Source organism: Arcobacter defluvii (assembly GCF_013201725.1).
Taxonomy (GTDB): domain Bacteria; phylum Campylobacterota; class Campylobacteria; order Campylobacterales; family Arcobacteraceae; genus Aliarcobacter; species Aliarcobacter defluvii.
In genome coordinates this window covers 207,782-232,095 of the sequence record NZ_CP053835.1, presented here as the reverse complement: position 1 = coordinate 232,095, position 24,314 = coordinate 207,782, and the positions used below count along the sequence as shown (strand labels likewise).

Genomic DNA, 24,314 nt, shown 5'->3' with positions numbered 1-24,314 from the left:
AAAAAATGGCAAATCATAAATCTTGCGAAAAAAGAGCTAGACAAACAAAGATTAAGACTGAGAGAAATAGATTTTATAAAACTAGAATCAAAAACGTAACTAAAAATGTATTATCTGCAATTGAAATAGCTGATAAAGAAAAAGCTGTAGAAGCTATGAAAGCAGCAAACAAATACCTACATCATTGTGTATCAAAAGGTATTTTAAAACAAGGTACTGCTGCAAGAAGAGTTAGTAGATTACAAGTAAAAGTTAACGCTATATAATTTATGTTAAAAGATAAACTACAACCATTTATCAACAGATTTGAGGAAATTAATGAATTATTAATGTCTCCAGATATTACTGCTGATATAAAAAGAATGACTGATCTTTCAAAAGAACAGTCAAGTATTCAACCTATTGTTTCTAAAGCTAGAGAATATATTAAATTAATAGATAATATTGAAGAAAATAAACTTATGCTAGATGATTCTGAACTTGGAGACTTAGCAAAAGAAGAGTTAAAAGAATTAGAAATAAAAAAACCAAAGCTTGAAGAAGATATTAAATTTTTAATGATTCCTAAAGATCCTAATGATGATAAAAATATCTATTTAGAATTAAGAGCTGGTACAGGTGGAGATGAAGCTGCAATATTTGTAGGTGACTTATTTAGAGGTTATTTAAGATATGCAGAAAACAATGGTTGGAAAGTTGAAATTATGAGTTCAAGTGAGAGTGAATCTGGAGGATACAAGGAAATAGTTATTCTTGTTAAAGGTGACCACGTTTATTCAAAACTAAAATTTGAGGGTGGTACTCATAGAGTTCAAAGGGTTCCCGCAACTGAATCTCAAGGACGAGTTCACACATCAGCAATTACTGTTGCAGTTATGCCTGAAGTTGATGATGTTGAAGTTGAAATTGATCCTAATGATTTAAAAATTGATGTTATGAGAGCCAGTGGAAATGGTGGTCAATCTGTAAATACTACAGACTCGGCTGTTAGAATCACTCATATTCCATCTGGTATAGTAGTAACAAACCAAGATCAAAAATCTCAACATAAAAATAAAGACAGAGCTATGAAAGTTTTAAAAGCAAAACTTTATGAAATTGAGATGCAAAAGAAAATGGAAACAGAAGGTGCTACTAGAAAAGAGCAAGTAGGCACTGGTGATAGAAGTGGAAGAATTAGAACTTATAACTATCCACAAAATAGAATCAGTGATCATAGAATCAACTTAACTCTTTATAGACTTGACTACATCATGAATGATGGTTTATTTGATGAAGTAATTGATCCTCTTATTGCTGATCATCAATCTAAACTTATCGAAGCTAATGGATTATAATCCATTAGCTTTTTTTATCTATGATAGAACTAAATACAACTTATATTCACTACAAAAATAAAAAATTTTATATTCCTCTAAATTTCTGTAAGATACAAGAAAATGACATTTGGGTAAAAGCAGTTATTTATAAACCTGAAGATAACGAAGAACTTTTCGTAAGAACTTACCAAGAATTTCAAGAAAAATTTATTAAACAACAAAACTAACTATTCCTTATAGTAACCAAAATGTAACCAACTAACATTAAACTTTCACGGTAAAAAAAATTATCGGAGATAAAAATGACTTTCAAAAAAACATCTATGGCTTTAATTGCAAGTGCTTTATTAGCAACTACGTTAAGTGCAAGAGACCAAATTAAAATTGTTGGTTCTTCTACTGTATATCCTTTTTCATCATCAGTAGCTGAAGAATTTGGAGCTACTACAAAATTTCCTACTCCTGTAGTTGAATCAACTGGTACTGGTGGAGGAATGAAACTATTTTGTGCTGGTGTTGATTTAAATACTCCAGATATCACAAATGCTTCAAGAAGAATGAAAGACAAAGAATTTAAAATGTGTGAAGAAAATGGTGTAACAGATATCACTGAAGCATTAATTGGATTTGATGGTATTGCAATTGCTCAATCTGCAAAAGTTAAAGGGTTCAATGTAACAAAAGAACAATTAGCATTAGCAGTAGCTCAAGAAGTTCCATCAAAAGATGGTAAAACATTAATTGCAAATCCATATAAAAAATGGTCAGATATTGATGCATCTTTACCAAATAGAGAAATTATTGTTTACGGACCACCTAAATCATCTGGGACAAGAGACTCTATTGAAGAATTAGTATTACAACATGTATTTGAAAAAATGCCAGTTTATACTGATTTATATAAAGCTGATGAAAAAGCAAATAAAAAATATAAAGCTTATTCTGTTTTAAGAACAGATGGTGTTTATGTTGAGTCTGGTGAAAATGACAACTTAATCGTTCAAAAATTAACTAAAAATGAAGCTGCAATTGGTATTTTTGGATATTCATTTTTAGAAGAAAACAAAGATAAAGTTGTTGGATTAAGTATCGAAAATACTATGCCAACTGTTGAAACAATTTCATCTGGTAAATACCCAATTGCTAGATCTATGTATTTCTATATTAAAAATCAACACGCAAAAGATGTTCCAGCATTAAAAGATTATACGAACTTATTTATGTCTGAAAAAATGATTGGAAGTGATGGTATCTTAACTGAACTTGGTCTTGTATCATTAACTGATGATGTAAGAGCAGCTGCAAGAACAAAAGTTATGAATAACGAAAAAGTAACTTTAGAATCTTTAAAACATTAATTATAAAAAAAGAAAGAGTTTTTCTCTTTCTTTATCTTAACATGCAAATTACATTATTAAGTTTTTATCTGTTAACGCGAACAAAGAGATAAAAACTTAATAATGTAATTTTTAGGAAAACTATGCCAAATTGGACTGAAATAATAGAAAAACTTGATTATGCTTTTCAGCCTATAATCTATTCTCATAGTGGCAAAATATATGCAGTTGAAGCATTATTACGAAATACTAATTTAATTCCAGAATTAACATCAATTGATGATTTATTTAACCTAGCTTTTAATGATGATTATTTATATGAACTTGATTTACAATTAAGAGAAAAGGCTATAAGTAAATTTTCAAAAATTAAAATAGATAATATAAAACTTTTTTATAATCTTGACAATAGAATAATTTATAACAAAAAATATTCTCAAGGAAATACTGCAAAAATTTTAAAAAAATATGGTTTAAATAAAGATAGAATCTGTTTTGAATTAAGTGAAAAAGGAACAGCAATAGAACAAAATGCCCTTTCTACTATGATTCAAAAATATAAACAAAGTAGCTATACAATTGCAATTGATGATTTTGGGATTGGTGTTTCAGGATTAAAACTTTTATATTTTAGTGAAGCAAACGTTATAAAATTAGATAGATTTTTTATTACAAATATTGACCAAGATTCAAAGAAAAAACTTTTTTGTTCTTCTATTATTGAAATGGCGCATATTATGGGAATGCAAGTTGTGGCAGAAGGAATTGAAACAGCAAAAGAGTTTTATACTTGTAAAGATATTGGTGCGGATTTTATTCAAGGTTATTTAGTTCAAAGACCAACTTTACAAATAAATGATATTACAAGTACATATTTAAATATTATCACATTAATAAATGATGATAAAAGATTAAATGCAACTAATATTATTAATGATGAATTTATAGAAGAAATTACACCTTTGAGCGTAAACACTTCTTTGTATGATTTATTTGTTCACTTTAAAGAAAATACTAAAATACATTTTGTTCCAATTATTGATGAATTTGAAAACTTTTTAGGAATTATCTATGAAAGCGATATAAAAAAAATCTCTTATTCTCAATATGGATTATCACTTGCACAAAATCAAACTGTTTCTTCAACATTAATAAAATATATAAAACCTGCTTTATCTGTAGAAATTTCTTGGGGCATAGATAAAATACTTGAAATGTATAATTTAAAAGCAAATGATTCTTTAGGTATATTTATAACTGATTCAGACAAGTATAAAGGTTTTATAAATTTAAATTCTCTTTTAACTTTATCTTATAAAAGAAATATTGAAATAGCAACAAATCAAAATCCTCTTACTAAACTTCCAGGGAATAATCAAATTGAGAAATTTATAGAAAAAAGTTTAAAAAAGAATCAAAAAGTTATAACTCATATAATCTATTTTGATTTTAATGATTTTAAACCTTTCAATGATATTTATGGCTTTAGGCAAGGAGATCGTGCAATTCTAATTTTTTCAGAACTATTACAAAAACGTTATCCAAAAGATGCTTTTATTGCACATATTGGAGGAGATGATTTTTTTGTAGGATTGAAAAATTATGAATATAAAGAAGTTTATGATTTAACAGCAGAAATTCAAGAAGAGTTTAAAAATAGTGCTAAAAATATCTATTCAAAAGAAGACAAAAAGAATGGATATATTATTTCAAAAGATAGATTTAATATGGAAAGAAAATTTGATTTATTATCTGTATCTTCTGCAATTATGGAAATAAATGGTGAATCAAATATAAATAATTTTGACAACTCCTTAAATATCTTAAAAAAAGCATCTAAAGGTTCAGACAAACCAATTTCTAGCATCTTATAATGTAACCATTATGTAATCAACTTTAATTAAAATTTTACAAAATTTAATATAAAGGCAAAAGTATTGAGCACTTTTGAATCGAGAAAAAAACAGAGAGAACTTATTGAAAAATTAATCAAAATTGGGCTTATTTGTGCAGCAGCAATCTCAATTTTAACTACTTTTGGTATTTTATTCTCAATTTTATTCGAAGCCATCGAATTTTTCAAATTAAGAAGTTTTTGGTATTTTATAACTGGTACAGTTTGGAGTCCAGGAGTTGTTGGTAGCCAATTTGGAGCACTTCCAATTTTTGCTGGAACATTTGTAATTACTTTAATTGCATTAGCTGTTTCTATTCCTATTGGGCTTGGTAGTGCTATTTATATGAGTGAATATGCAAGTCCAAAATTAAGGGATTATTTAAAACCTTTACTTGAAGTTTTAGCAGGTATTCCAACAGTTGTTTATGGATTTTTTGCTGCAATTACTGTTGCACCTCTTGTTGTTAAAGTAGCAGAATCAGTAGGATTAGAAGCTACATTTAATAGTGCTTTAGCTTCTGGTATTGTTATGGGAATTATGATTATTCCAGTAATTTCATCTTTATCTGATGATGTTATTCGTGCTGTTCCAGATAGTCAAAGAAAAGCAGCATTTGGATTAGGAATGACTCATGGAGAAACAATAAAAAATATTGTTTTACCTTCTGCAATGCCAGGAATTATTTCTGCATCTCTTTTAGCTTTATCAAAAGCTTTAGGTGAAACAATGATTGTTGTTATGGCAGCAGGACTTAGACCAAATCTTTCTTGGAATCCTCTTGAAGATATGACAACAGTTACCGTAACTATTGTAAATTCACTGGTTGGAGATTTTGAGTTTAATTCACCTGAAACTCTATCAGCATTTGCCTTAGGATTAATACTATTCATAGTAACTCTAATTCTAAATATGATTTCGTTGTCCCTAATTAGAAAATTCAAAGAAAAATATAAAGTGAATACATTATGATAAAAAGAAAAAAGAAAAACAAACAAACTAATCCATTTTATGACCCTACTTTAAAAAGTAGACATGCAAGTGCAGCAAGATTTAAAAAGTTTACATTAACTTCACTAATTTTTTCTGTTGCTTTTTTAGTATTTTTCCTTTTTGATATTGTAGGAAAAGGTGTACCTGCATTTAAAATTGCCTATGTAAAAGTTGATGTTACTTTTAATGCTAAATCAATAGATGATTCAAGATTTGCCGTTGAAAAAAAATTCAGAGATATTGTTTCAAGAGCTTGGCTTAGAGATATTCCTGTTTTGATAAAACAACATCCTGAATACATGGATTCAACTCAACATCTTTGGGTTTTAGCAGATGATCAAGTTGATCAATATTTAAAAGGACATAACCACAAATTAAAAGACAAAGAGATTGCAATTGTTGATGAATTATATGCACAAGGATTAATAGAAAAAAAATTTAATACTATTTTCTTTACTAATGGTGATTCAAAAATTCCAGAATATGCAGGACTTTATTCAGCAATTATTGGTTCTGTTTTAACATTAATTATTACAATGCTTGTTGCATTCCCAATTGGAGTTATGACTGCAATTTATCTAGAAGAGTTTGCAGGAGATAATAAATTTACAAGATTTATTGAAATAAACATCAATAACCTTGCAGCTATTCCTTCAATACTATTTGGTCTTTTAGGTCTTGCAATATTTATCAATCTTTTTGGAATGCCTAGAAGTTCGCCACTTGTTGGAGGTTTAACTCTTGCGCTTATGACATTGCCAATTATTATTGTAAGTTCACGTGCAGCACTAAGAGCTGTTCCTGATAGTATAAGACAAGCGGGTTATGGATTAGGATTAAATAAAATTCAAGTTACAAAAGACCATGTTTTACCTTTAGCATTTCCAGGAGTTTTAACTGGTTCTATTATTGGGTTAGCACAAGCTATGGGAGAGACTGCACCATTGATTATTATAGGAATGATTGCATTTATTCCTGATGCTCCTTCAATGGTTACACAAGCATCAACTGTTATGCCAGCACAATTGTTTACTTGGGCTGGAATGCCAGAAGGTATGTATGTTGAAAAAACTGCTGCTGGAATTATGGTGTTATTAACAATCTTAATTTCATTAAATGCTATTGCAATTTATTTGAGAAAAAAATTAGAAGTTAAATGGTAAGAAGGAAAATAAAAAATGATTACAAATGATAATAAAAGTAAAATTGATGTTAGGAACTTGAACTTATTTTATGGTTCAAATCAAGCATTATTTGATATTACAGCAGATTTATATGAAAATAAAATAACAGCACTAATTGGACCTTCTGGTTGTGGAAAATCAACATTTTTAAGATGTATAAACAGAATGAATGATTTGATTCCAATAGTAAGAATTGATGGTTCAATTATAATTGATAACAAAAATATTTATGATAAAGATGTTGATGAAGTAAGTGTTAGAAAAAAAATTGGAATGGTATTTCAACAACCAAATCCTTTTCCAAAATCAATTTATGACAATGTAGCTTACGCTCCACTAAAACATGGGATTATTAAAAAAGGTAAAGAGTGTGATGAGTTAGTTGAAACTTCTTTAATAAAATCTGGTTTATGGAATGAAGTAAAAGATAAATTAACTCAACCTGGAACTTCACTTAGTGGAGGTCAACAACAAAGACTTTGTATTGCTAGAACAATTGCCGTTAGACCAGAAGTTATTTTAATGGATGAACCAACATCTGCACTTGATCCAATAAGTACAGAAAAAATTGAAGCTTTAATGCTTGAATTAAAACAAGATTACACAATTATCACTGTTACTCACAATATGCAACAAGCAGCAAGAGTTGCAGATTATACAGCATTTTTCCATTTAGGAAAATTGATTGAATATGATGAAACAGAAACTATTTTTGTTAATCCACATAATAAAAAAACAGAAGATTATATTACAGGGAGATTTGGATAATGTTAAAGCCTTATGAATCAAAATTACAAAATATTAAAGACGAAATTTTAAAAATTGGTGTTGATGTTGTTGAAGCATTAGAAATATGTTTGAATGCATTAGAAGAGAGAAAAATAGAAGATTTAGCAAATGTAAGTGTTACAGAAAAAAAACTTCTAATTAAATCAAATGAAATTGATAATATCATTGTTACAACTCTAGCTTTGTATTCACCTGAAGCAAAAGATTTAAGACAATTAGTTTCATTTCTAAAAATTACAAATGAATTAGTAAGAACAGGAGCAAATGCAAAAGATTTTGCAAAAATGTTCAAAAAATCATATTCTGAAGATTTAAATACAAGTATGATTTTAGAATATGCCGTTCCATTATTAAAATCAGCTCTTTTATCACTTAAAACATCAATTTCAATTATTGATGAAACAAATGCTGCTCATATTGAAGAAAAATATCATAGAGTTATTGTTGAAGAGAGTAAAACGGATGATTTATATTTAATGATTGAAAAAAATATTTTAAAACTAATCACAAAAAAACTTGATTTATCTAAAGAGTATTTTGATACTTTAAGTGCATTAAGAAGATTAGAGAAAATTGCAGATAGAGCTGTTTCTATAGCAAATCTATTACAATTTGCACAGATAGGAGGAGATATAGTACAATCATAATCTTTATGGTATACTTTCTCTTATGAAAAAAGCTATTAATAAAATTAAAGCATACTTTAGTACAAATTTTGAAGTTCTTGCAGCTTCTATTATATTTATTGGAATAATTGCTTCAGGTAAAGAGTTTTACAAAGCAATTATTTTAATGTTAGAATTTATTGTAATCATGGAAGTTGTAAAAATGGTCTCTGATTTTATCAAAAAAGAGACTTTACGACTTCGATATATTATTGATATTTTCATCATATTTTTAATCCGAGATGTTATTATATTAACAACAAATAAAGGTAGAGATTACTTTGATATTAGTTTTCTATTATTTGTAATCTTTGTTTTTTTTATGTTTAGAATACTTGCTATTAAATTTTCACCAGGTGTTATAAAAATTTCAAGAGATACCGTTATTGAATATGATGATGAAAGACCAAATAAAAAAGTTCTCCCTAAAAAAGAGTTAAATCCTGATGAATAATAAACTTATTTTAATTGTTGAAGATGAAGAAGATATTTTAGAACTTCTTGAATATACCTTACAAAAAGAAGGTTATGAAACTATTGGTTTTTTAACAATTGATAAAAATGTTAGAAAGATTTTAGATGAGGAACAAATTGATTTGATTTTAATGGATAGAAATCTTCCAGGAATTGAAGGAACAAGCTTTATCAATGAAATAAAACAACAAGGTTATTCTAATCCTGTTATTTATGTAAGTGCAAAAGATAATGATGAAGATATTATTGAAGGTTTTGATTCTCATGCAGATGATTACATAACAAAACCTTTTAATATTAAAGAACTTTGCGCAAGAATAAAAGCTGTTATCAAAAGAAGTTCAAAAGAAGTAGATATTTTAAAAGTAAAAGATATTGTTTACAAATCTTCAAATAAAAAATTTTTTATAAATGATAAAGAAGTTGAATTAACACATCTTGAGCATGATTTATTATTAGAATTTATTAAAAACAAAGATATTTTAATGACAAGAGAACATTTATTAAATAAAGTTTGGGAAGACTCTTTTGATAAAAAGGAAAAAACAGTAAATGTTGCAATAAAAAGATTAAAAGCTAAAATTGACCCTAAAGGAACAAAAGATTATATCAGATCAATTAGGGGTGAAGGTTATATTTTTTGTTAAAAATACATCAACTTTTTTTAAGAACTTATATAACAATTTTTGCTGCTATTTTAATTACTCTCACTTTAGTTACTTACTTTTGGGCAAAAAACTTATATTTAAATCAGATAGAAAAAAATCTTATACAAAATATTGATACATTATCTATTGTTCTAAAAAATTCAAATAATATGAATAATATTAGAAGTATCGTAAGAGATTTACATACAAAATTAAATTTAAGAATTACAATAATTGATGAAAGTGGTAATGTTATAGCAGAAAGTGATAAAGATTTAGCTCATATAAATAATCATGCAAATAGAGTTGAAATAATTCAAGCAAAAAATGTAGGAATTGGAAAAGATACAAGAAATTCTGAAACTGTACAAAAACAGTTATTGTATATTGCAAAAAAAATCAATATAGACACTTCTATATATTATATAAGAATGGCAGATTATACAAATAAAATCACTGATAATTTTATGAAATTAACTCTTGAAATTTTTATGTATATAACATTTTTTCTAATCATTGCTTTTTTAGCTACTTACTTTATTAGTTTACGAATAAAAAAAGAGACTGATAATGTTTTATATTTTTTAACTCAATTAACAAATAAAAAAACTTCTTTTCCACTAAAATCAACATATACTTATGAATTTTATAAAATTACAAAACTTTTAAATAAAGTTGCAATGAAATTATCAAAAAAAGAGAAACAAAAAGCAAAACAAACAGCAAAACTAAAACTTTCAAATAGACAAAAAGATGAAATAATATCTGCAATTTCCCATGAATTTAAAAATCCAATCGCAATAATCTCAGGTTATAGTGAAACCATATTAAATGATGAACAAATACCTCAAATTATGAAAAATAAATTTTTAACAAAAATTCATACAAATGCAAATAAAATGTCTCAAATTATTGATAAATTAAGACTAACATTAAAACTTGAAGAAGGAAAACAAGAACTACTTTTAATTCCTTGCTCTATGAAAAAATTGATTGAAAATTGTATTAGTGATTTAAAAGATAAATATAAAAATAGAGAAATCTTAATTATAGGAGACGATATAAGTTTAAAAGTTGATGAAACACTTATTTCTATGGCTATTTCTAATCTAATAGAGAATGCTTTGAAATATTCTGAAAATGAAGTTATTGTAAATATTTCTGAAACTTCAATTTGTATTGTGGATAAAGGAATAGGTATAGAAGAAAAAGAGTTGGAAAATATCAATCAAAAATTCTACCGAATTTCAAATAATGGCTGGAATAACTCTTTAGGTTTAGGTCTTTTTATTGTTCAATCTATTTTAAATTTACATAATTTTAGGCTTGAAATCAAGTCTGAAATAAAAAAAGGTTCTCAATTTTATATAAATTATTAAAATATACTTAATTTAAGTATATTTTAAGTATTAGTACACTATTATTGCACCTCATTAAAAAAGCGGAGAAAATAAATGAAATTTACTCAAATGGCACATGCTAACGAAATCGAAAGAGATTGGATAGTAGTTGATGCAACTGATAAAGTATTCGGAAGAATCATTACAGAAGTAGCTACTATCTTAAGAGGTAAAAATAAACCTTGCTTCACACCAAATGTAGACTGCGGAGATTTTGTTGTAATTATAAATGCATCAAAAGCAAAATTTTCTGGTAAAAAATTAGAAAGTAAAAATTACTTTACTCACTCAGGTTATTTTGGTAGTACAAAAACTCACAAAATGTCTGAAATGTTTGAAAAAAATCCAGAAAAATTATATAAACTAGCTACTAGAGGTATGCTTCCAAAAACAACTCTTGGTAAAGCTATGTTAAAAAAATTAAAAGTATATGCAGGAAGTGAACACCCTCATACTGCGCAAATTAAAGGATAATTGTAATGGCAAAAGTTTATGCAACTGGAAGAAGAAAAACATCTGTAGCAAAAGTATGGTTAGAGTCTGGTAATGGACAATTAACAATCAACGGTCAAACTTTAGATGCGTGGTTAGGTGGTCATGAATCAATTAAAAAAAGAGTTATGCAACCATTAAACGTTTCTAAACAAGAAACTTCTGTTAATATCGTTGTAAAAACTCTTGGTGGTGGTTATTCAGCTCAAGCTGATGCTGCTAGACACGGTATTTCAAGAGCATTAGTTGCTTTTGATGAGCAATTCAGAACAGTTTTAAAACCTTATGGATTGTTAACAAGAGATGCTAGATCTGTTGAAAGAAAAAAATACGGAAAGAAAAAAGCAAGAAAATCTTCTCAATTCTCAAAAAGATAATTGGTATTTTCAAAGAGTATATTTCTTTACTATTTTCAAGAAGGAGCGACAAAAGTTGCTCCTTTTTTTATGCCTTTTTTTATAAAAAAACAATACAATAGCACCATGAAAATTTTTATTTATAATCTATTATTTTTTACTTATTTAACTGCGAGTACATTAAATTTGTCAATGACATCAAGTCCAAGTAGATTAAATCCAATATTATCCAATGATACTGCAAGTAGTGAAATATCTGATTGGCTATTTAATGGATTATTTAAATATGATAAAAATGGGAATCCAACAGTTGATTTAGCATCATCATACTATTTTGAAACACCTACAAAACTAATTGTAAAACTTCGAAATAATGTTCTTTGGCATGATAATGTTAGGTTTACTGCAAAAGATGTAATTTTTACTTATGAACAAATTATTAATCCCAAAGTTTTTAATTCTATAAAATCAAATTTCACTGAAGTTCAAAGTGTAAAAGCTTTAGATGATTTCACACTTGAAATAATTTATAAAGAACCTTATTTTAAAGCTATTGAAACTTGGTTTGTTGGGATTTTACCTTATCATCTTTTAAAAGATGAAAAAGATTTAATGACAAGTTCATTTAATAAAAATCCTATAGGAACAGGTTCATATAAGTTAAAAGAGTTTAAAACGGGAGAAGATATAGAACTTATTGCAAATGAGAATTATTTCGAAGGTAAACCAAAAATTGAAAAAATTTTATATAAATTTTTACCAGACCCAAATACTTCATTTTTATATTTGAAACAAAAAAAACTTGATATTGGTGGACTTGATCCAATTCAAGCAGATAGACAAATAGATTCTGATTTTAAAAATACATATACAATTTTGCAAAAACAAAGTTTTACATTTGCTTATTTAGGATTTAATCTAAATAATGAGAAATTTAAAAATAAAAAAGTAAGAGAAGCTTTATCATTAGCTATAAATAGACAAGAATTAGTAGATATTCTTTTCTTTGGTTATGGAAAAGTTTGTAATGGTCCTTTCTTACCTGGTTCTTTTGCATATAATGATGATATAAAACCAATATCTCAAGATATAAATAAAGCAAAAAAATTATTAAAAGAAGCAGGTTATGATGAAAATAATCCCTTAATATTTGAAGTAGTAACTAATACAGGAAATGATACAAGAATAAATGCAGCTCAAATTATGCAGTATCAATTACAAAAAGCTGGTGTTATAATGAAAATTCGAGTTATGGAATGGCAAGCATTCTTAAATACAGTTGTTCATCCAAGAAATTTCGAAGCAATACTTTTAGGTTGGGCACTTGCTCTTATGCCTGATGCTTATCCTCTTTGGCATAGCTCAAGTGCAAAATTAGGTGGGTTTAATTTAGTTTCTTATAAAAATGAAGAAGTAGACAGATTAATTGAAAAAGGTATGGGAACGATAAACAGAGATGAACTCTCTATTATTTATAAAAAAATCTTTAAACTTATCAGTGATGATTTACCATATTTATTTTTATATATTCCAGATGGAATAACTGTAATAAATAAAAATATAAAAAATATTGAACCTGCGTTTATAGGTATCATGCACAATCAAAAAGATTGGGAAATTGAAGAATAATATAAAAGGAATAAAATTTGATTAATAAGAATAAAATAATACTTTTTGATTTAGATGGAACATTAATAGACTCAACTGATGCTATAGTTTCAACTTTTAAACACTCATTTAATGAATTAAATTTTAATTTTAATGGAACAGATAAAGATATAAAAAATTTGATTGGTTATCCTCTTGATATAATGTATAAAAATTTAGGTGTTGATGAGTCAAAAGTTTGGGATTTTGTTGATTCATATAAAAACAGATATAGAATTATTTCAAAAGAACAAACAACTCTTTTAGAAAATGCTTATGAAGCAGTTGAACTTGCATCTAAAATTGCAAGAGTTAGTGTAGTTACTACAAAAACTAGAATGTATACTATTCCTTTATTAGATCATTTTAATATTTCACAATTTTTTGAAATAGTAACAGGAAGAGAAAACGTACAAAATCCTAAACCACATCCTGAACCAATCTTAGTTACATTAACACAAATGAATTATGATAGAAAAAAAGATTCAGTATGGATGATAGGTGATACAAAACTTGATTTAATTGCTGCAAATGAAGCAAATATAAATTCAATTGGTGTTTTATGTGGATATGGAGAAGAAAATGAACTTAAAAAATACACTAATCACATAAAAAAAGATTCTTTTGAAGCAATTAAATTTCTCTCTAGCAATATTTAATATTAAATATTGCTTAAATTTAAATATTACTTTTATTTAAATATATAAAAACAAGTTTTTAATTCTATAATAAATAGGATATTTTATTTTTTATTAAATTATTAGATTAATACACTATATTAAGGGCTTTTTAGGCTCATAAACAATTCATATTTTTTTTGTTTTTTTTAGATTTATGTTCTTTTTACTACTCTAAAGTGTGAATTTTTATCTCACTTTTCTTACAAATTTATAAAATAAAAGTTGATTTAAGTTAAAATTTTCTATAATACAACAGACTAATTAAATTTTTTAAGTCAAATTTAATATTTTAAATAAGGAGCCACTATGTTAGAAATTAGATGGCATAGCCGTGCAGGTCAAGGTGCTGTTACTGGGGCAAAAGGTCTTGGTTCAATTGTTGCTGAATCTGGAAAACAAGTTCAAGCATTTGCATTTTATGGATCTGCAAAAAGAGGTGCGTCTATGACTGCTTACAATAGAATTGATGATAATACAATTTTAAACCACGAAAAATATATGAGTCCTGATTTTGTATTTATATTAGATCCAGGTCTTGCTATAACTGACGATTTTACTGCTAATGGCAAAGATACAACTAAATATATTATTACAACTCACCTTAGTAAAGATGAGTTAATTTCATTAGTTCCTGAACTTCAAGAAATTAAAGATAGAGTATTTATACTTGACTGTTTCCAAATTGCAAGAGATACAATTGGAAAAGCGATTCCTAACACTCCAATGCTTGGTGCATTTATGAAAGTTAGTGGAATGTATGACTTAGAATACTTTAAAGATAAAATGAAAAGTGTACTAAAAAAATTGCCACCAAATCTAGTTGAAGCAAATATGGTAGCAATCCAAAGAGCTTATGACGAAGTTCATTAGAAGGATATAAAATGAGTAAACCAATTAGAGAAATGGGATGGGATGAGTTAGTACCAGGTGCTGCTCTTTATACATTCGATGGAAGTGTAGATTATAATATTGCTGAAATTCAACCAGAAGATAGACTTTATTCTGAAACAAGTTCAAAAAGTATGTCTGTTGGAGACTGGAGAGTTATTAAACCTGTTTGGAATTCTGAAACATGTATTGACTGTCAAAACTGTTGGATTTTCTGCCCAGATTCATCAATTATTGCAAGAAATAAAGAGATGAAAGGTGTGGATTATGAACACTGTAAAGGTTGTGGATTATGTGTAAGTGTTTGTCCTACAAATCCAAAATCACTATTAATGTTTAATGAATATGTTACAGCTGAAGAAGCTTTATCTCAATGGCCAGCGAAACAAAAAAAGGGTGAATAATGAATAAAAGAGTAATGGAATTAAAAAAAGTTGAAGTTTGGGATGGAAATATGGCAAATGCCCAAGCTTTAAGACAAGCTGATGTTGATGTTGTCGCAGCTTACCCAATTACACCTTCAACTGCAACAGTTGAAAACTATGCAATGTTTCATGCAAATGGTTACATCGATGGTGAAGTAATTATGGTTGAATCTGAACATGCTGCCATGTCTGCTTGTGTTGGAGCAGGAGCTGCTGGAGGAAGAGTTGCAACTGCAACATCATCTCAAGGTTTAGCACTTATGATAGAAGTTTTATATCAAGCATCTGGAATGAGAATACCTGTTGTTTTATGTTTAGTAAATAGAGCATTAGCAGCACCTTTAAATGTAAATGGAGACCACTCAGATTTATATCTTACAAGAGATTCAGGTTGGATATCACTTGATGCATTTAACCCTCAACAAGCTTATGATATGACTTTAATGTCATTTAAAATATCAGAACATCCAGATGTTAGATTGCCAGTAATTTCTAACCAAGATGGATTTATGACATCTCACACTGCACAAAATGTTACACCCTTAGAAGATAAAGTTGCATGTGATTTTATAGGTAATTATTTACAAGTAAATGCTTTATTAAATTTTGATAAACCTGTAACTCATGGTGTTCAAACTGAACAAGATTGGCATTTTGAACACAAAGCAAAACAACATGCCGCTTTAATGGGTTCTAAAAAAGTTATTTTAGATGTATTTAAAGAGTTCAAAGAATTAACAGGTAGAGAATATAAACTTGTTGAAACTTATAATATTGAAAATGCTGATATTGCAATAGTTTGTTTAGGTACAACTTATGAAACTGCTATTCTTGCAGTTGAACAACTAAAAGAAGAAGGTATAAATGCAGGTATTGTAGCACCAAGAGTATTTAGACCATTCCCTCTTGAAGAAATGGCTGAAGCTTTACAAGGTGTAAAAGCAGTGGCTTGTATGGATAGAAGTGCACCAGGAGGAACTGTTGGAGCATTATTCAACGAAGTTTCTGGAGCATTAATAAATACTCAAAACAGACCATTAATGTCTAACTTAATCTATGGGTTAGGTGGAAGAGATATGACTGTTGCAGCATTAAAAGATATTTATAGAACTTTAGACAAAGAAGCAAAAGAAGGTAAATTATCTGGAAAAATCCAAAGATTTGTTGGAGTAAGAGGTCCAGAATTGAGCTTCTATAATGCGCAAGGAGCACAAAAATGAGTACATTAGTAAATACTCAAAAAGAGATTAAAAACTTAAAAACTTTCTCAACAGCAGCTGAGAGATTTGAGGGTTCACACCTTTTATGTCCAGGTTGTGCCCACTCAATTATTGTTAGAGAAGTTTTAAATGCAACAAATGACAACTTAGTTGTATCAGCTTCAACTGGTTGTTTAGAAGTTTGTACAGCTATTTATCCTCACACTTCTTGGGATTGTTCTTGGATTCATATTGGATTTGAAAACTCTTCAACTGCAATGGCAGGTGTTGAGACAATGAACAAAGCTTTAAGAAATAAAGGAAGAATAAGTGCTGATACTCCTCAACCAAAATTTGTAACATTTGGTGGAGATGGTTCAACTTATGATATTGGATTCCAATGGATTTCTGGATGTTTTGAAAGAGGACACGACTTTATGTATGTTTGTTTAGACAATGAAGTTTATGCAAATACAGGAGGTCAAAGATCATCTTCAACACCAATTGGTTCAAGTACAACAACAGCACCAGCAGGAAGCCATTCTTATGGTGAAAAAAGACAGAAAAAAGATATTGTTTCAATTATGGCAGCTCATGGTGCACCTTATGTTGCTCAAGTTGCTCCAAATAAATGGAAAGATATGGTTAAAAAAATCCAAAGAGGTTTTGATACTCACGGTCCTGTATTTATAAATGCAATGAGTGCATGTACAACTGAATGGAAATTTGCTCCAAATCAAACTATTGAAGTTTCTGATTTAGCTGTTGATTCACTTGTTTTCCCATTATATGAAATCATTGATGGAAGAGAATTAAACATCACTTATAGACCAAAAAATATAATTCCTGTAAGAGATTATTTAGGTGCTCAACCTAGATTTAAACACTTATTCAAACCTGAATATGAATATTTGATTGATGAGTGGCAAAAAAGAATTGATGAAAGATGGGCTTTCTTACAAAAAAGAGAAGAAATCAGAATGTAAAAATAGTTGTCCTAGATACTTTCTAGGACAATTAACTTTTAAAAATTTCAATTTTCCTCATAAAAGTTGAAACTTTAAACCAATCATAATATACTACAAACAAAAAAAATCTTAGGCTTTTAATGATAAATATGCAAATCATCTTGAAAATGTTGCTTGCACTTTTTATAGGTGTTTGTGGTTCAATTTTATTTATATATTTACATTTACCACTTCCTTGGCTTCTAGGAGCTATTTTTGCATCATCTATTGCTATAAGATTTGATAACCTTCCTATTCAAAGTCCAAAAACATTTTCACCACCTGCACGAATTTTGATTGGTCTTACTATTGGAAGTGCCTTTACACCAGAAATATTAGATTATATTGATGTTTATTTCTTTTCTTTATTACTTGTAATTCCTTTTACTATTTTAACTATCATTTGTGGGACATATTATTATCATAAGTTTCTAAACTATGATATAAAAACTTCATATCTTGGTTCTATGCCAGGTGGTGTAATTGAAATGGTAATTATTGGAGAAGAGATAAAAGCAAATATTTCAAAGATAACTTTGATGCAAAGCTCTAGACTTTTTTTTGTTGTTGTTACCTTGCCTTTTATAATTCAATATATTTTTCACATAGATATTAGTGGAAATAAACTTATTACAATTCCAATAAAAAATATTGATTTATTTGAGTTAACTATCTTAATTATTTTAGGATATATTGGAGCAATTATTGCTAAAAAAGTGAAAATAACTGCTGCATATTTAATGGGACCAATGCTTATAAGTATCGCTGTTCACTCAACAGGTTTTATTCACACGCCAGTTCCTGATGAATTTTTAAAATTTATTCAAGTTGTATTTGGAACAATTATTGGTTTTACATTTAAAGGAGTAAGTCTTCAAACTATTGTAAAAACTTTTATCTCAACCTTAGGACATTTTTTAATTTTAGTAATTCTTTGTGCAGTATTTATCTCAATAACATATAATCTTTTTCATTTTCCTATTCTTTCAATTCTTCTTGCTTATGGGCCAGGTGGACAATCTGAGATAAATCTAATAGCTATTTTAGTAGGAGCAAATCTTCCTTTTATAACCTTACATCATATAGTAAGGCTTTTAATAGTTATGAATATTGCACCATTAATAGCCAAAAGATTAGATAGAAGAGAAACTACTTAGTAAATTATTTACAACTTCATCTAAACCTTTATTTAATGCTTCTACAAAACCATATGCGTTATTTGTTTTACATAGAATTTTTTTATCATAAGTAATAGATTTTAAAATCTTTTTATCTTTTACTAAATCAAATTTTATATTTAAAATAGCATAAGAGTTATCATTTTCAAAACTATGATAAAGTTTTATAATATCTGTTTTTAAAGTATATTCATGTTCTATTTTAGAATCTTTAGATATAACATTTTTGAAAATTTTACTTGTATTAAAAGAGTCTATTAGTTGATTATATATCATATCACTTGGAAGATTTATCCATCTATTTTTTGCATATTCTTCAAATAAATATGGTTTTGTATTATAAAAAATTGAAGTAAGATTAAAACTCTTATTTACATTTGGTTCTTCAATATAAATTGAATCTAATTTATTATTTTTTACTATCTGTATAGATTTAAAACCTATAGAATAATGATTTATATCTATACTATTTTGTTTTAGATTACATCCTGCAAACAATAAAAAAATTGTTAATATTAAAACACTATTTTTCATCTTTTTCCCCTGGTCCGTATTTTATATTTTTTTGTTTTAGTATTAAATCGCTTGGGCTTTCACTAATTGTATTTATTAAATTTTGTATTTGAACTAAACTATTTTCTAAACTATATAAAACACTATTAAGATTATCAAAACTCTCTTGTGTTATATCTTTTATATTGTATGCACCACTATTTATTTGTGTTTGTAACTCTTTTGATAAATTTGTAAAATTATTTGCTGTTGTTTTCATTGAATCAAAAGACTTTCCACCTTTTGATGTCATTTCATTTATACTTCTCATTACCTCATCAATCTTTTTCTCATTTTTAACCAAATAAGAACTAAATTGTTGTAAATTTTCCATACTTTTTTCACTCTTTGATAAAAGTGATGAAAGATTTGAAACATTTTCATCATTTAAAACTTTTTTCATTTGAGTTAAAAGTATCATCACCTCTTTTGTTATATCTTCAGTTGAGTCAACAAAACTTGTCAAAGCTGATGTTTTTGATTTTATAACTTTTATGCCATCTTCATTTGCACTTAAAAGTTTTGAGCTATTACTTCCACCTTTTAACTCAATATATTTAAGTCCTGTAATTCCAAGATTTCCTAAGATTGCATAATTATCTTCTTTTATAGGAGTACCTTTTTGGATTTGTATATCTATTTGTATCTCTTCTGAATTTGTTGGGTTTATTTTTATTTCACTTACATTTCCAACTTCAAATCCCATATATTTTATAGCTGAACCTATACTAAGACCAGAAACAGATTCCATAAAGAATATTGAATATTCATCATATTTTTTATCTTGTATTCCATACTTTCCTAACCAAAAAATAGCAATAACAAGTAAAATAAATAATGAGCTTACAAACACCCCTATTTTAAAAAAATTAATTTTAGTATCCATTAAGTAGCCTTTTTATTTGTTAAAAAATCTTTGATAAATTCATCATCTGATTTCATTGCTTCAGATATATTTCCATCAAAGATTATATCTTTTTTGATGATGATAAATCTATCTAGTACAGTTTTTATAGTCTCTAAATCATGGGTTATTATAACTATGGTGATATTTAAACTATTTTTTAAATAGAGCAATAATTCATTTATTTTTTGTGTACTTGCTGGGTCTAATCCACTTGTAGGTTCATCTAAAAATAAAATCTTTGGTTGCATTGCTAAACTTCTTGCAAGTGCTACTCTTTTTTTCATTCCGCCACTAAGTTCACTGGGATAAAGTTTTGCTGTACTTTTTGGAAGCCCTACAATATCCAAGTTTGTATATGCAATTTTTTCTATCAAATTTTCTGGTAAATTCGTATACTCTTTTAGCATCACTGAAATATTTTCTATCACATTTAAAAAAGAGTACAAGGCTCCAAACTGAAATAGATATGAAAATTTTAATTTCATATCTTTAATTTCGTTAATATCCAATTTTGAGATATCTTTATCAAAGATTTTTATAGTTCCTTTTTGGATTTGATTTAGCATAACGATTTGTTTTACAAGAACACTTTTCCCTGAACCACTTCCACCTAAAACCCCAAATATCTCACCTTCATTTACATGAAATGAAATATTATTATGAACTAGATTATCACCAAAAGCTGTTGTTAGATTTTCTACTTTTATAATTTTCATTTAAATTCCCATTTGTGTGAAAATTACAGAGAAAACTGCATCAATTAAAATCACAACAAAGATAGCATTTACAACACTAATTGTTGTATATTTTCCTATACTTGTTGTATTGTTTTGTACTTGAAAACCTCTATAACATCCAATAATAGCTATCGCAAATCCAAAAAATATTGCTTTAAAAATTCCCATAATAAAGTGTTTTACTGGAACTTCATTTTGTAATCTATTTATAAATTCTACAAAAGAAACATCTAAACTTGTATAAGCTATCACCATTCCACCCAAAACACCTATAACATCAGCGAAAAAAACCAACAAAGGCAACGATATACATAAAGCAAAAATTCTAGGAAGTGTTAAAAACAAAGTTGGTTCAAAATTCATAGTTCTCATAGCATCTATCTCTTCAGTTATTTTCATAGCTCCAATTTCTGCTGTATATGAACTTGCACTTCGTCCAGCTATTACAATAGCAGTTACAAGTGGGGCAATTTCTCTAAACATTGTTATACTTATCATCTCAACTACAAAAATATTTGCTCCAAATTTTTCAAGTTGAACTGCTCCTTGATAAGCAATAACTACGCCAACCAAAAAAGAAGTAACTGCTACAATCAAAAGTGCATTTACAGCTGAAGTATCTATATACTTTAACATTGCTCTAAATCTAATCATTTTAGGATTAAAAAGAGAATAGATAAAATAATAAAAAACTTTTCCAACAAAAGTTAAGAAATGAATTGAAGATATATATAACTCATAAGTTTTTTTTCCTAAATTATCAAAAAATGGATTTCTTTTCCCTTCTTCATATACTTTATCTTGATAATGTTTTTCATAAAAAGTATAAATCTTTTCGTGAGAATTTAAATTTTTTAAAGTGATATTTTCTTTTGGAAATTTATTTAAAAAAGATATTAGATAAATAATTGCTGAACTATCACATTCTTGTAGATTTTCAAAATTTATGATTATCTTTGTATTTTTATTTATATTTGTTTTTTCTAAATCTTGAATTATTTTTGGAAGATTATCTTTATTCCAAGACTCCATCAATAAAAGTTGAAAAATGTTGTTATCTAAATTTTCTATTTTAAAATAACTATTTAACATAGCAACAACTTATCCTTTCATCAACTATTTAAGGTTAGATTTTAGCTCAAAATTTATACTAAGTCAAATAAAAATAATCAAATATAGTATTTAAGAATAAAGGTATATTTTTTGCATATAAAAAACCTATGGAAGAAAAAGAGAAACTAAAGAATTATGAACGATTTCTTGGTGAATTTAAAGAACAAGGTAATCACTGGGATAAAATAGAAAAACGAACAGCAACTTTATTTCAAGTTTTAATTGATGGAGATTTGAAGGAGTTAGTTTTTGTTTTAAAACATTATCCAAAATATATAGAGATTGTTTGTGACCATTTTAGATACTCATATAACTATGGAGGGAATGAAGCTGATATGTATGCTGCTTCAAAACTTTTAACTATGAGTGAAGGTTACCATCAAAAACAGTTTGTTAGAAATCTAATAAGAAAATTGCCAAAAATTTCTGATTTTGATATTTCAAAACTAAACTCTTTTTTAAATGAATTACTAGAGAAACAAGAACAAATTCACTCGATAATTCTTAGTTTTTATAAAAATGAAATAGAAAGAAATATAAACACAAACAACTATCACAAACTTCAAGTAAAAGTTTTGGAAAAAAATCTTCAAAAACTTCTTATAAATAGTGACTTTGATTTTAGTGCAAGTGATAGAGATGCAAACTTAGATATACCATATATGGACTAAAGCCTTTTTATAAAGAATAACTTAAATTAAAGGAAAATTTTAAAAAGACAATAGTTTTTTAACAATGTATTTTTTAAGAACATTGCAAGTTTAAAAAACTTGCTGATGTTTGATTTTGGAAGCACTATTTTTATGCAATTATCTAGAATTTTGCTAGTAGTGTTTCTATGATCAAACAAGTTTAAATGTTTGGTTGGCAATTAGTATAGTGATAGCTTTTTTGAATGCTATCTTTAGATTTTAGTACTAACTTGTGATCTTTTATAATTTACTGTTTATGACTTAGAAAAAACACGAGCTGGATCATAAGGGGTGTTGTATCTAAAAATGGAATAGATAATAGTTGCTAGTTTTCTTGAAACAGCAATAAGTCCTTCTTGTTTAGATTTTCCTTGAGATTTTTTAGTATCATAATATTGCTTGAGCTCTTTATTGTGTATCATACAACTTACACTTGCCATATAAAGAGCATGTTTTGCTAGTGATGAACCTCTACGACTTAAATGACCTGTTGATTTAGAATTACCTGAACTATTTTCTGTTGGAAATAGTCCAAGATACCCTATAAATTTAATAGGTGTTGTAAATCTTGATAAATCACCACATTCACTAATAACTGCAGCAATAGTTTTAGATGAAACACCTGGAATAGTTTTTAAGTTCTCAATCAATGAATTAGTTGGAACATCTTTTTCTTCTTTAATACCATTGTTTTCAAGTAAAGCTAATATTTCATCTTCTAAAATAGATAACTCATCTTGATAGATTTTAAGAAGTCTAATAGAACTTTTAATAGCTATGGCTCTTGCATCTTTGGCTTTACCAGAATAGATAGAATTTTTTGCAAGTTCTAAAACTTTTAGGGCTTTTTCACTATTAAAGCTATTTCCTTGAATATGTCTAAATATCTTAAGTATTCTATCAACACTACTATGTTTATAATGATGTGCAGTTGGATATTTATCCAAAAGTGCAAGTCCTGTGATACTAAATATATCAATAAAATTTTCAAGTTCGGGAAATGTAACTGTTACTTGAGTAATAATTCGTTTTTTTACCTCTTTCATATCTGATTGAATAGAAGCACGATTACGATACAAAGTTCTTAAACTTTGATATTCATCATCAGTTACATAACCTGAACTAAATTTGCCATCTTTTAGGAAGAGTGCAATAATCCAAGAATCAATATTGTCATTTTTTACTTTTTTCATTGTGTGTTGTTCTCTATATCTGGTTGTTTGAAATGGATTTAATAGTTTAACATTAAACCCATGAGCATTTAAAAACTCTAAAAGATTTTCACCATAAATTCCAGTTGCTTCAAGACCAATTATAAAATCGTTTGGATTTGATGAGATAGCTTCAAGTTTAACAATAAACTTTGAAAATCCATCAATACAATTTGTAACCCTTATAGGTTTAGTAGTAATTTTTTTCTCACTATCATCAATGATAGTAACAACATGAAAATTTTTAGCAATATCAATTCCAACATAATACATCTTTTTATACCTCAGTTTATAATAATCTTTAGTTGTTCTAGCCTAAGCTAGATTCACAGCCTCGTTAATCTATAAGTAGTAAGTGCTATACAGCTACCTCTACAGCTTTTAATAAATGATTAACAACTAAAGATATCAACAGGCTTAAATGATGTAGTTTGGTTAGAAGAAATATTAATTTAATTCATCATTGCTACAAGGAGAAAAATGTTGTTATATCTAAAGTCATAGACTGTAAAAAGTAAAAGATTTGA

27 protein-coding genes are annotated in these 24,314 nt (G+C 27.4%); 22 read left to right on the top strand and 5 right to left on the bottom strand.

Annotated features, from left to right (window positions below; translation table 11 throughout):
• Positions 1-5: 5 nt before the first annotated feature.
• The 21 genes from rpsT to ADFLV_RS01170 all read left to right on the top strand — a co-directional run bounded on the left by rpsT (position 6) and on the right by ADFLV_RS01170 (position 18,554).
• Entirely contained in the window at positions 6-266 is a 261-nt protein-coding gene (rpsT, locus tag ADFLV_RS01270; protein ID WP_014472975.1) for a 30S ribosomal protein S20, read from the top strand.
• 3 nt (positions 267-269) lie between these two features.
• A complete protein-coding gene (prfA, locus tag ADFLV_RS01265) occupies positions 270-1,337 on the top strand; it encodes a peptide chain release factor 1 (protein WP_129012132.1) in 1,068 nt (355 codons plus the stop codon).
• Positions 1,338-1,357: 20 nt separating this feature from the next.
• Positions 1,358-1,546, top strand: coding sequence for a DUF1653 domain-containing protein (locus tag ADFLV_RS01260; RefSeq protein WP_129012131.1), 189 nt, complete (start codon positions 1,358-1,360; stop codon positions 1,544-1,546).
• A gap of 75 nt (positions 1,547-1,621) precedes the next feature.
• Positions 1,622-2,677 carry a substrate-binding domain-containing protein gene (locus tag ADFLV_RS01255; protein ID WP_129012130.1) on the top strand — a complete coding sequence of 352 codons (1,056 nt, stop codon included), beginning with the start codon at positions 1,622-1,624 and terminating at the stop codon, positions 2,675-2,677.
• A gap of 122 nt (positions 2,678-2,799) precedes the next feature.
• Positions 2,800-4,530 (top strand): GGDEF domain-containing protein, encoded by a 1,731-nt coding sequence (locus ADFLV_RS01250; protein WP_129012129.1) that lies wholly within the window; start codon positions 2,800-2,802, stop codon positions 4,528-4,530.
• Between the two features lie 63 nt (positions 4,531-4,593).
• Entirely contained in the window at positions 4,594-5,523 is a 930-nt protein-coding gene (gene pstC / locus ADFLV_RS01245) for a phosphate ABC transporter permease subunit PstC (protein ID WP_129012128.1), read from the top strand.
• Positions 5,523-6,707, top strand: coding sequence for a phosphate ABC transporter permease PstA (pstA, locus tag ADFLV_RS01240; protein WP_041654990.1), 1,185 nt, complete (start codon positions 5,523-5,525; stop codon positions 6,705-6,707). The genes pstC and pstA overlap by 1 nt, the downstream gene beginning before the upstream one ends.
• Before the next feature lie 15 nt (positions 6,708-6,722).
• Positions 6,723-7,496 carry a phosphate ABC transporter ATP-binding protein PstB gene (gene pstB, locus ADFLV_RS01235; RefSeq protein WP_014472968.1) on the top strand — a complete coding sequence of 258 codons (774 nt, stop codon included), beginning with the start codon at positions 6,723-6,725 and terminating at the stop codon, positions 7,494-7,496.
• On the top strand, positions 7,496-8,164 hold the full coding sequence (locus tag ADFLV_RS01230; RefSeq protein WP_014472967.1) for a phosphate signaling complex PhoU family protein: 669 nt from the start codon (positions 7,496-7,498) through the stop codon (positions 8,162-8,164). Before pstB ends, ADFLV_RS01230 begins: the two co-directional genes overlap by 1 nt.
• A gap of 22 nt (positions 8,165-8,186) precedes the next feature.
• Positions 8,187-8,636: a phosphate-starvation-inducible PsiE family protein gene (locus ADFLV_RS01225; RefSeq protein ID WP_129012127.1), complete on the top strand. Its 450-nt coding sequence runs from the start codon at positions 8,187-8,189 to the stop codon at positions 8,634-8,636.
• Positions 8,629-9,303, top strand: coding sequence for a response regulator transcription factor (locus ADFLV_RS01220; RefSeq protein WP_014472965.1), 675 nt, complete (start codon positions 8,629-8,631; stop codon positions 9,301-9,303). Before ADFLV_RS01225 ends, ADFLV_RS01220 begins: the two co-directional genes overlap by 8 nt.
• Positions 9,297-10,682, top strand: coding sequence for a sensor histidine kinase (locus tag ADFLV_RS01215; protein ID WP_129012126.1), 1,386 nt, complete (start codon positions 9,297-9,299; stop codon positions 10,680-10,682). The genes ADFLV_RS01220 and ADFLV_RS01215 overlap by 7 nt, the downstream gene beginning before the upstream one ends.
• Positions 10,683-10,757: 75 nt before the next feature.
• Positions 10,758-11,177: a 50S ribosomal protein L13 gene (gene rplM, locus ADFLV_RS01210; RefSeq protein ID WP_014472963.1), complete on the top strand. Its 420-nt coding sequence runs from the start codon at positions 10,758-10,760 to the stop codon at positions 11,175-11,177.
• 5 nt (positions 11,178-11,182) lie between these two features.
• Positions 11,183-11,572: a 30S ribosomal protein S9 gene (gene rpsI / locus ADFLV_RS01205; RefSeq protein ID WP_014472962.1), complete on the top strand. Its 390-nt coding sequence runs from the start codon at positions 11,183-11,185 to the stop codon at positions 11,570-11,572.
• Between the two features lie 105 nt (positions 11,573-11,677).
• Positions 11,678-13,180 (top strand): peptide-binding protein, encoded by a 1,503-nt coding sequence (locus ADFLV_RS01200; protein ID WP_129012125.1) that lies wholly within the window; start codon positions 11,678-11,680, stop codon positions 13,178-13,180.
• Between the two features lie 17 nt (positions 13,181-13,197).
• The gene (locus tag ADFLV_RS01195) at positions 13,198-13,857 is read left to right on the top strand and encodes an HAD family hydrolase (protein ID WP_014472960.1); all 660 of its coding nucleotides are present in this window, start codon (positions 13,198-13,200) and stop codon (positions 13,855-13,857) included.
• Positions 13,858-14,184: 327 nt separating this feature from the next.
• Positions 14,185-14,748 (top strand): pyruvate flavodoxin oxidoreductase subunit gamma, encoded by a 564-nt coding sequence (locus ADFLV_RS01190; protein ID WP_014472959.1) that lies wholly within the window; start codon positions 14,185-14,187, stop codon positions 14,746-14,748.
• An 11-nt stretch (positions 14,749-14,759) separates the two neighbouring features.
• Complete coding sequence (locus ADFLV_RS01185; protein ID WP_014472958.1) at positions 14,760-15,170, top strand: 4Fe-4S dicluster-binding protein; 411 nt, start codon at positions 14,760-14,762, stop codon at positions 15,168-15,170.
• Positions 15,170-16,411, top strand: a complete 1,242-nt coding sequence (locus tag ADFLV_RS01180) for a 2-oxoacid:ferredoxin oxidoreductase subunit alpha (RefSeq protein WP_129012124.1) — start codon at positions 15,170-15,172, stop codon at positions 16,409-16,411. The genes ADFLV_RS01185 and ADFLV_RS01180 overlap by 1 nt, the downstream gene beginning before the upstream one ends.
• Entirely contained in the window at positions 16,408-17,376 is a 969-nt protein-coding gene (locus ADFLV_RS01175; RefSeq protein WP_014472956.1) for a thiamine pyrophosphate-dependent enzyme, read from the top strand. The genes ADFLV_RS01180 and ADFLV_RS01175 overlap by 4 nt, the downstream gene beginning before the upstream one ends.
• 122 nt (positions 17,377-17,498) lie before the next feature.
• Entirely contained in the window at positions 17,499-18,554 is a 1,056-nt protein-coding gene (locus tag ADFLV_RS01170) for an AbrB family transcriptional regulator (protein WP_129012123.1), read from the top strand.
• On the opposite strand, the gene ADFLV_RS01165 is transcribed toward ADFLV_RS01170, so the two are convergent.
• Genes ADFLV_RS01165 through ADFLV_RS01150 form a run of 4 tightly spaced genes read right to left on the bottom strand, consistent with a single transcriptional unit; the run spans position 18,531 to position 21,863 of the window.
• A complete protein-coding gene (locus ADFLV_RS01165) occupies positions 18,531-19,109 on the bottom strand; it encodes an ABC-type transport auxiliary lipoprotein family protein (protein ID WP_014472954.1) in 579 nt (192 codons plus the stop codon). The two genes, ADFLV_RS01170 and ADFLV_RS01165, sit on opposite strands and share 24 nt — an antisense overlap.
• Positions 19,099-20,013 carry an MlaD family protein gene (locus tag ADFLV_RS01160; RefSeq protein ID WP_014472953.1) on the bottom strand — a complete coding sequence of 305 codons (915 nt, stop codon included), beginning with the start codon at positions 20,011-20,013 and terminating at the stop codon, positions 19,099-19,101. Before ADFLV_RS01160 ends, ADFLV_RS01165 begins: the two co-directional genes overlap by 11 nt.
• Positions 20,013-20,750: an ABC transporter ATP-binding protein gene (locus ADFLV_RS01155; RefSeq protein ID WP_014472952.1), complete on the bottom strand. Its 738-nt coding sequence runs from the start codon at positions 20,748-20,750 to the stop codon at positions 20,013-20,015. The genes ADFLV_RS01160 and ADFLV_RS01155 overlap by 1 nt, the downstream gene beginning before the upstream one ends.
• Entirely contained in the window at positions 20,751-21,863 is a 1,113-nt protein-coding gene (locus tag ADFLV_RS01150) for an MlaE family ABC transporter permease (protein WP_129012122.1), read from the bottom strand. It abuts the gene before it with no gap.
• Between the two features lie 128 nt (positions 21,864-21,991).
• Between ADFLV_RS01150 and ADFLV_RS01145 the strand changes: the two genes are divergently transcribed.
• Complete coding sequence (locus ADFLV_RS01145; RefSeq protein ID WP_129012121.1) at positions 21,992-22,555, top strand: hypothetical protein; 564 nt, start codon at positions 21,992-21,994, stop codon at positions 22,553-22,555.
• Between the two features lie 275 nt (positions 22,556-22,830).
• Here the strand turns inward: ADFLV_RS01145 and ADFLV_RS01140 are convergent, their stop codons facing one another.
• Positions 22,831-24,060, bottom strand: a complete 1,230-nt coding sequence (locus ADFLV_RS01140) for an IS110 family RNA-guided transposase (RefSeq protein WP_129012243.1) — start codon at positions 24,058-24,060, stop codon at positions 22,831-22,833.
• Positions 24,061-24,314 lie beyond the last annotated feature (254 nt).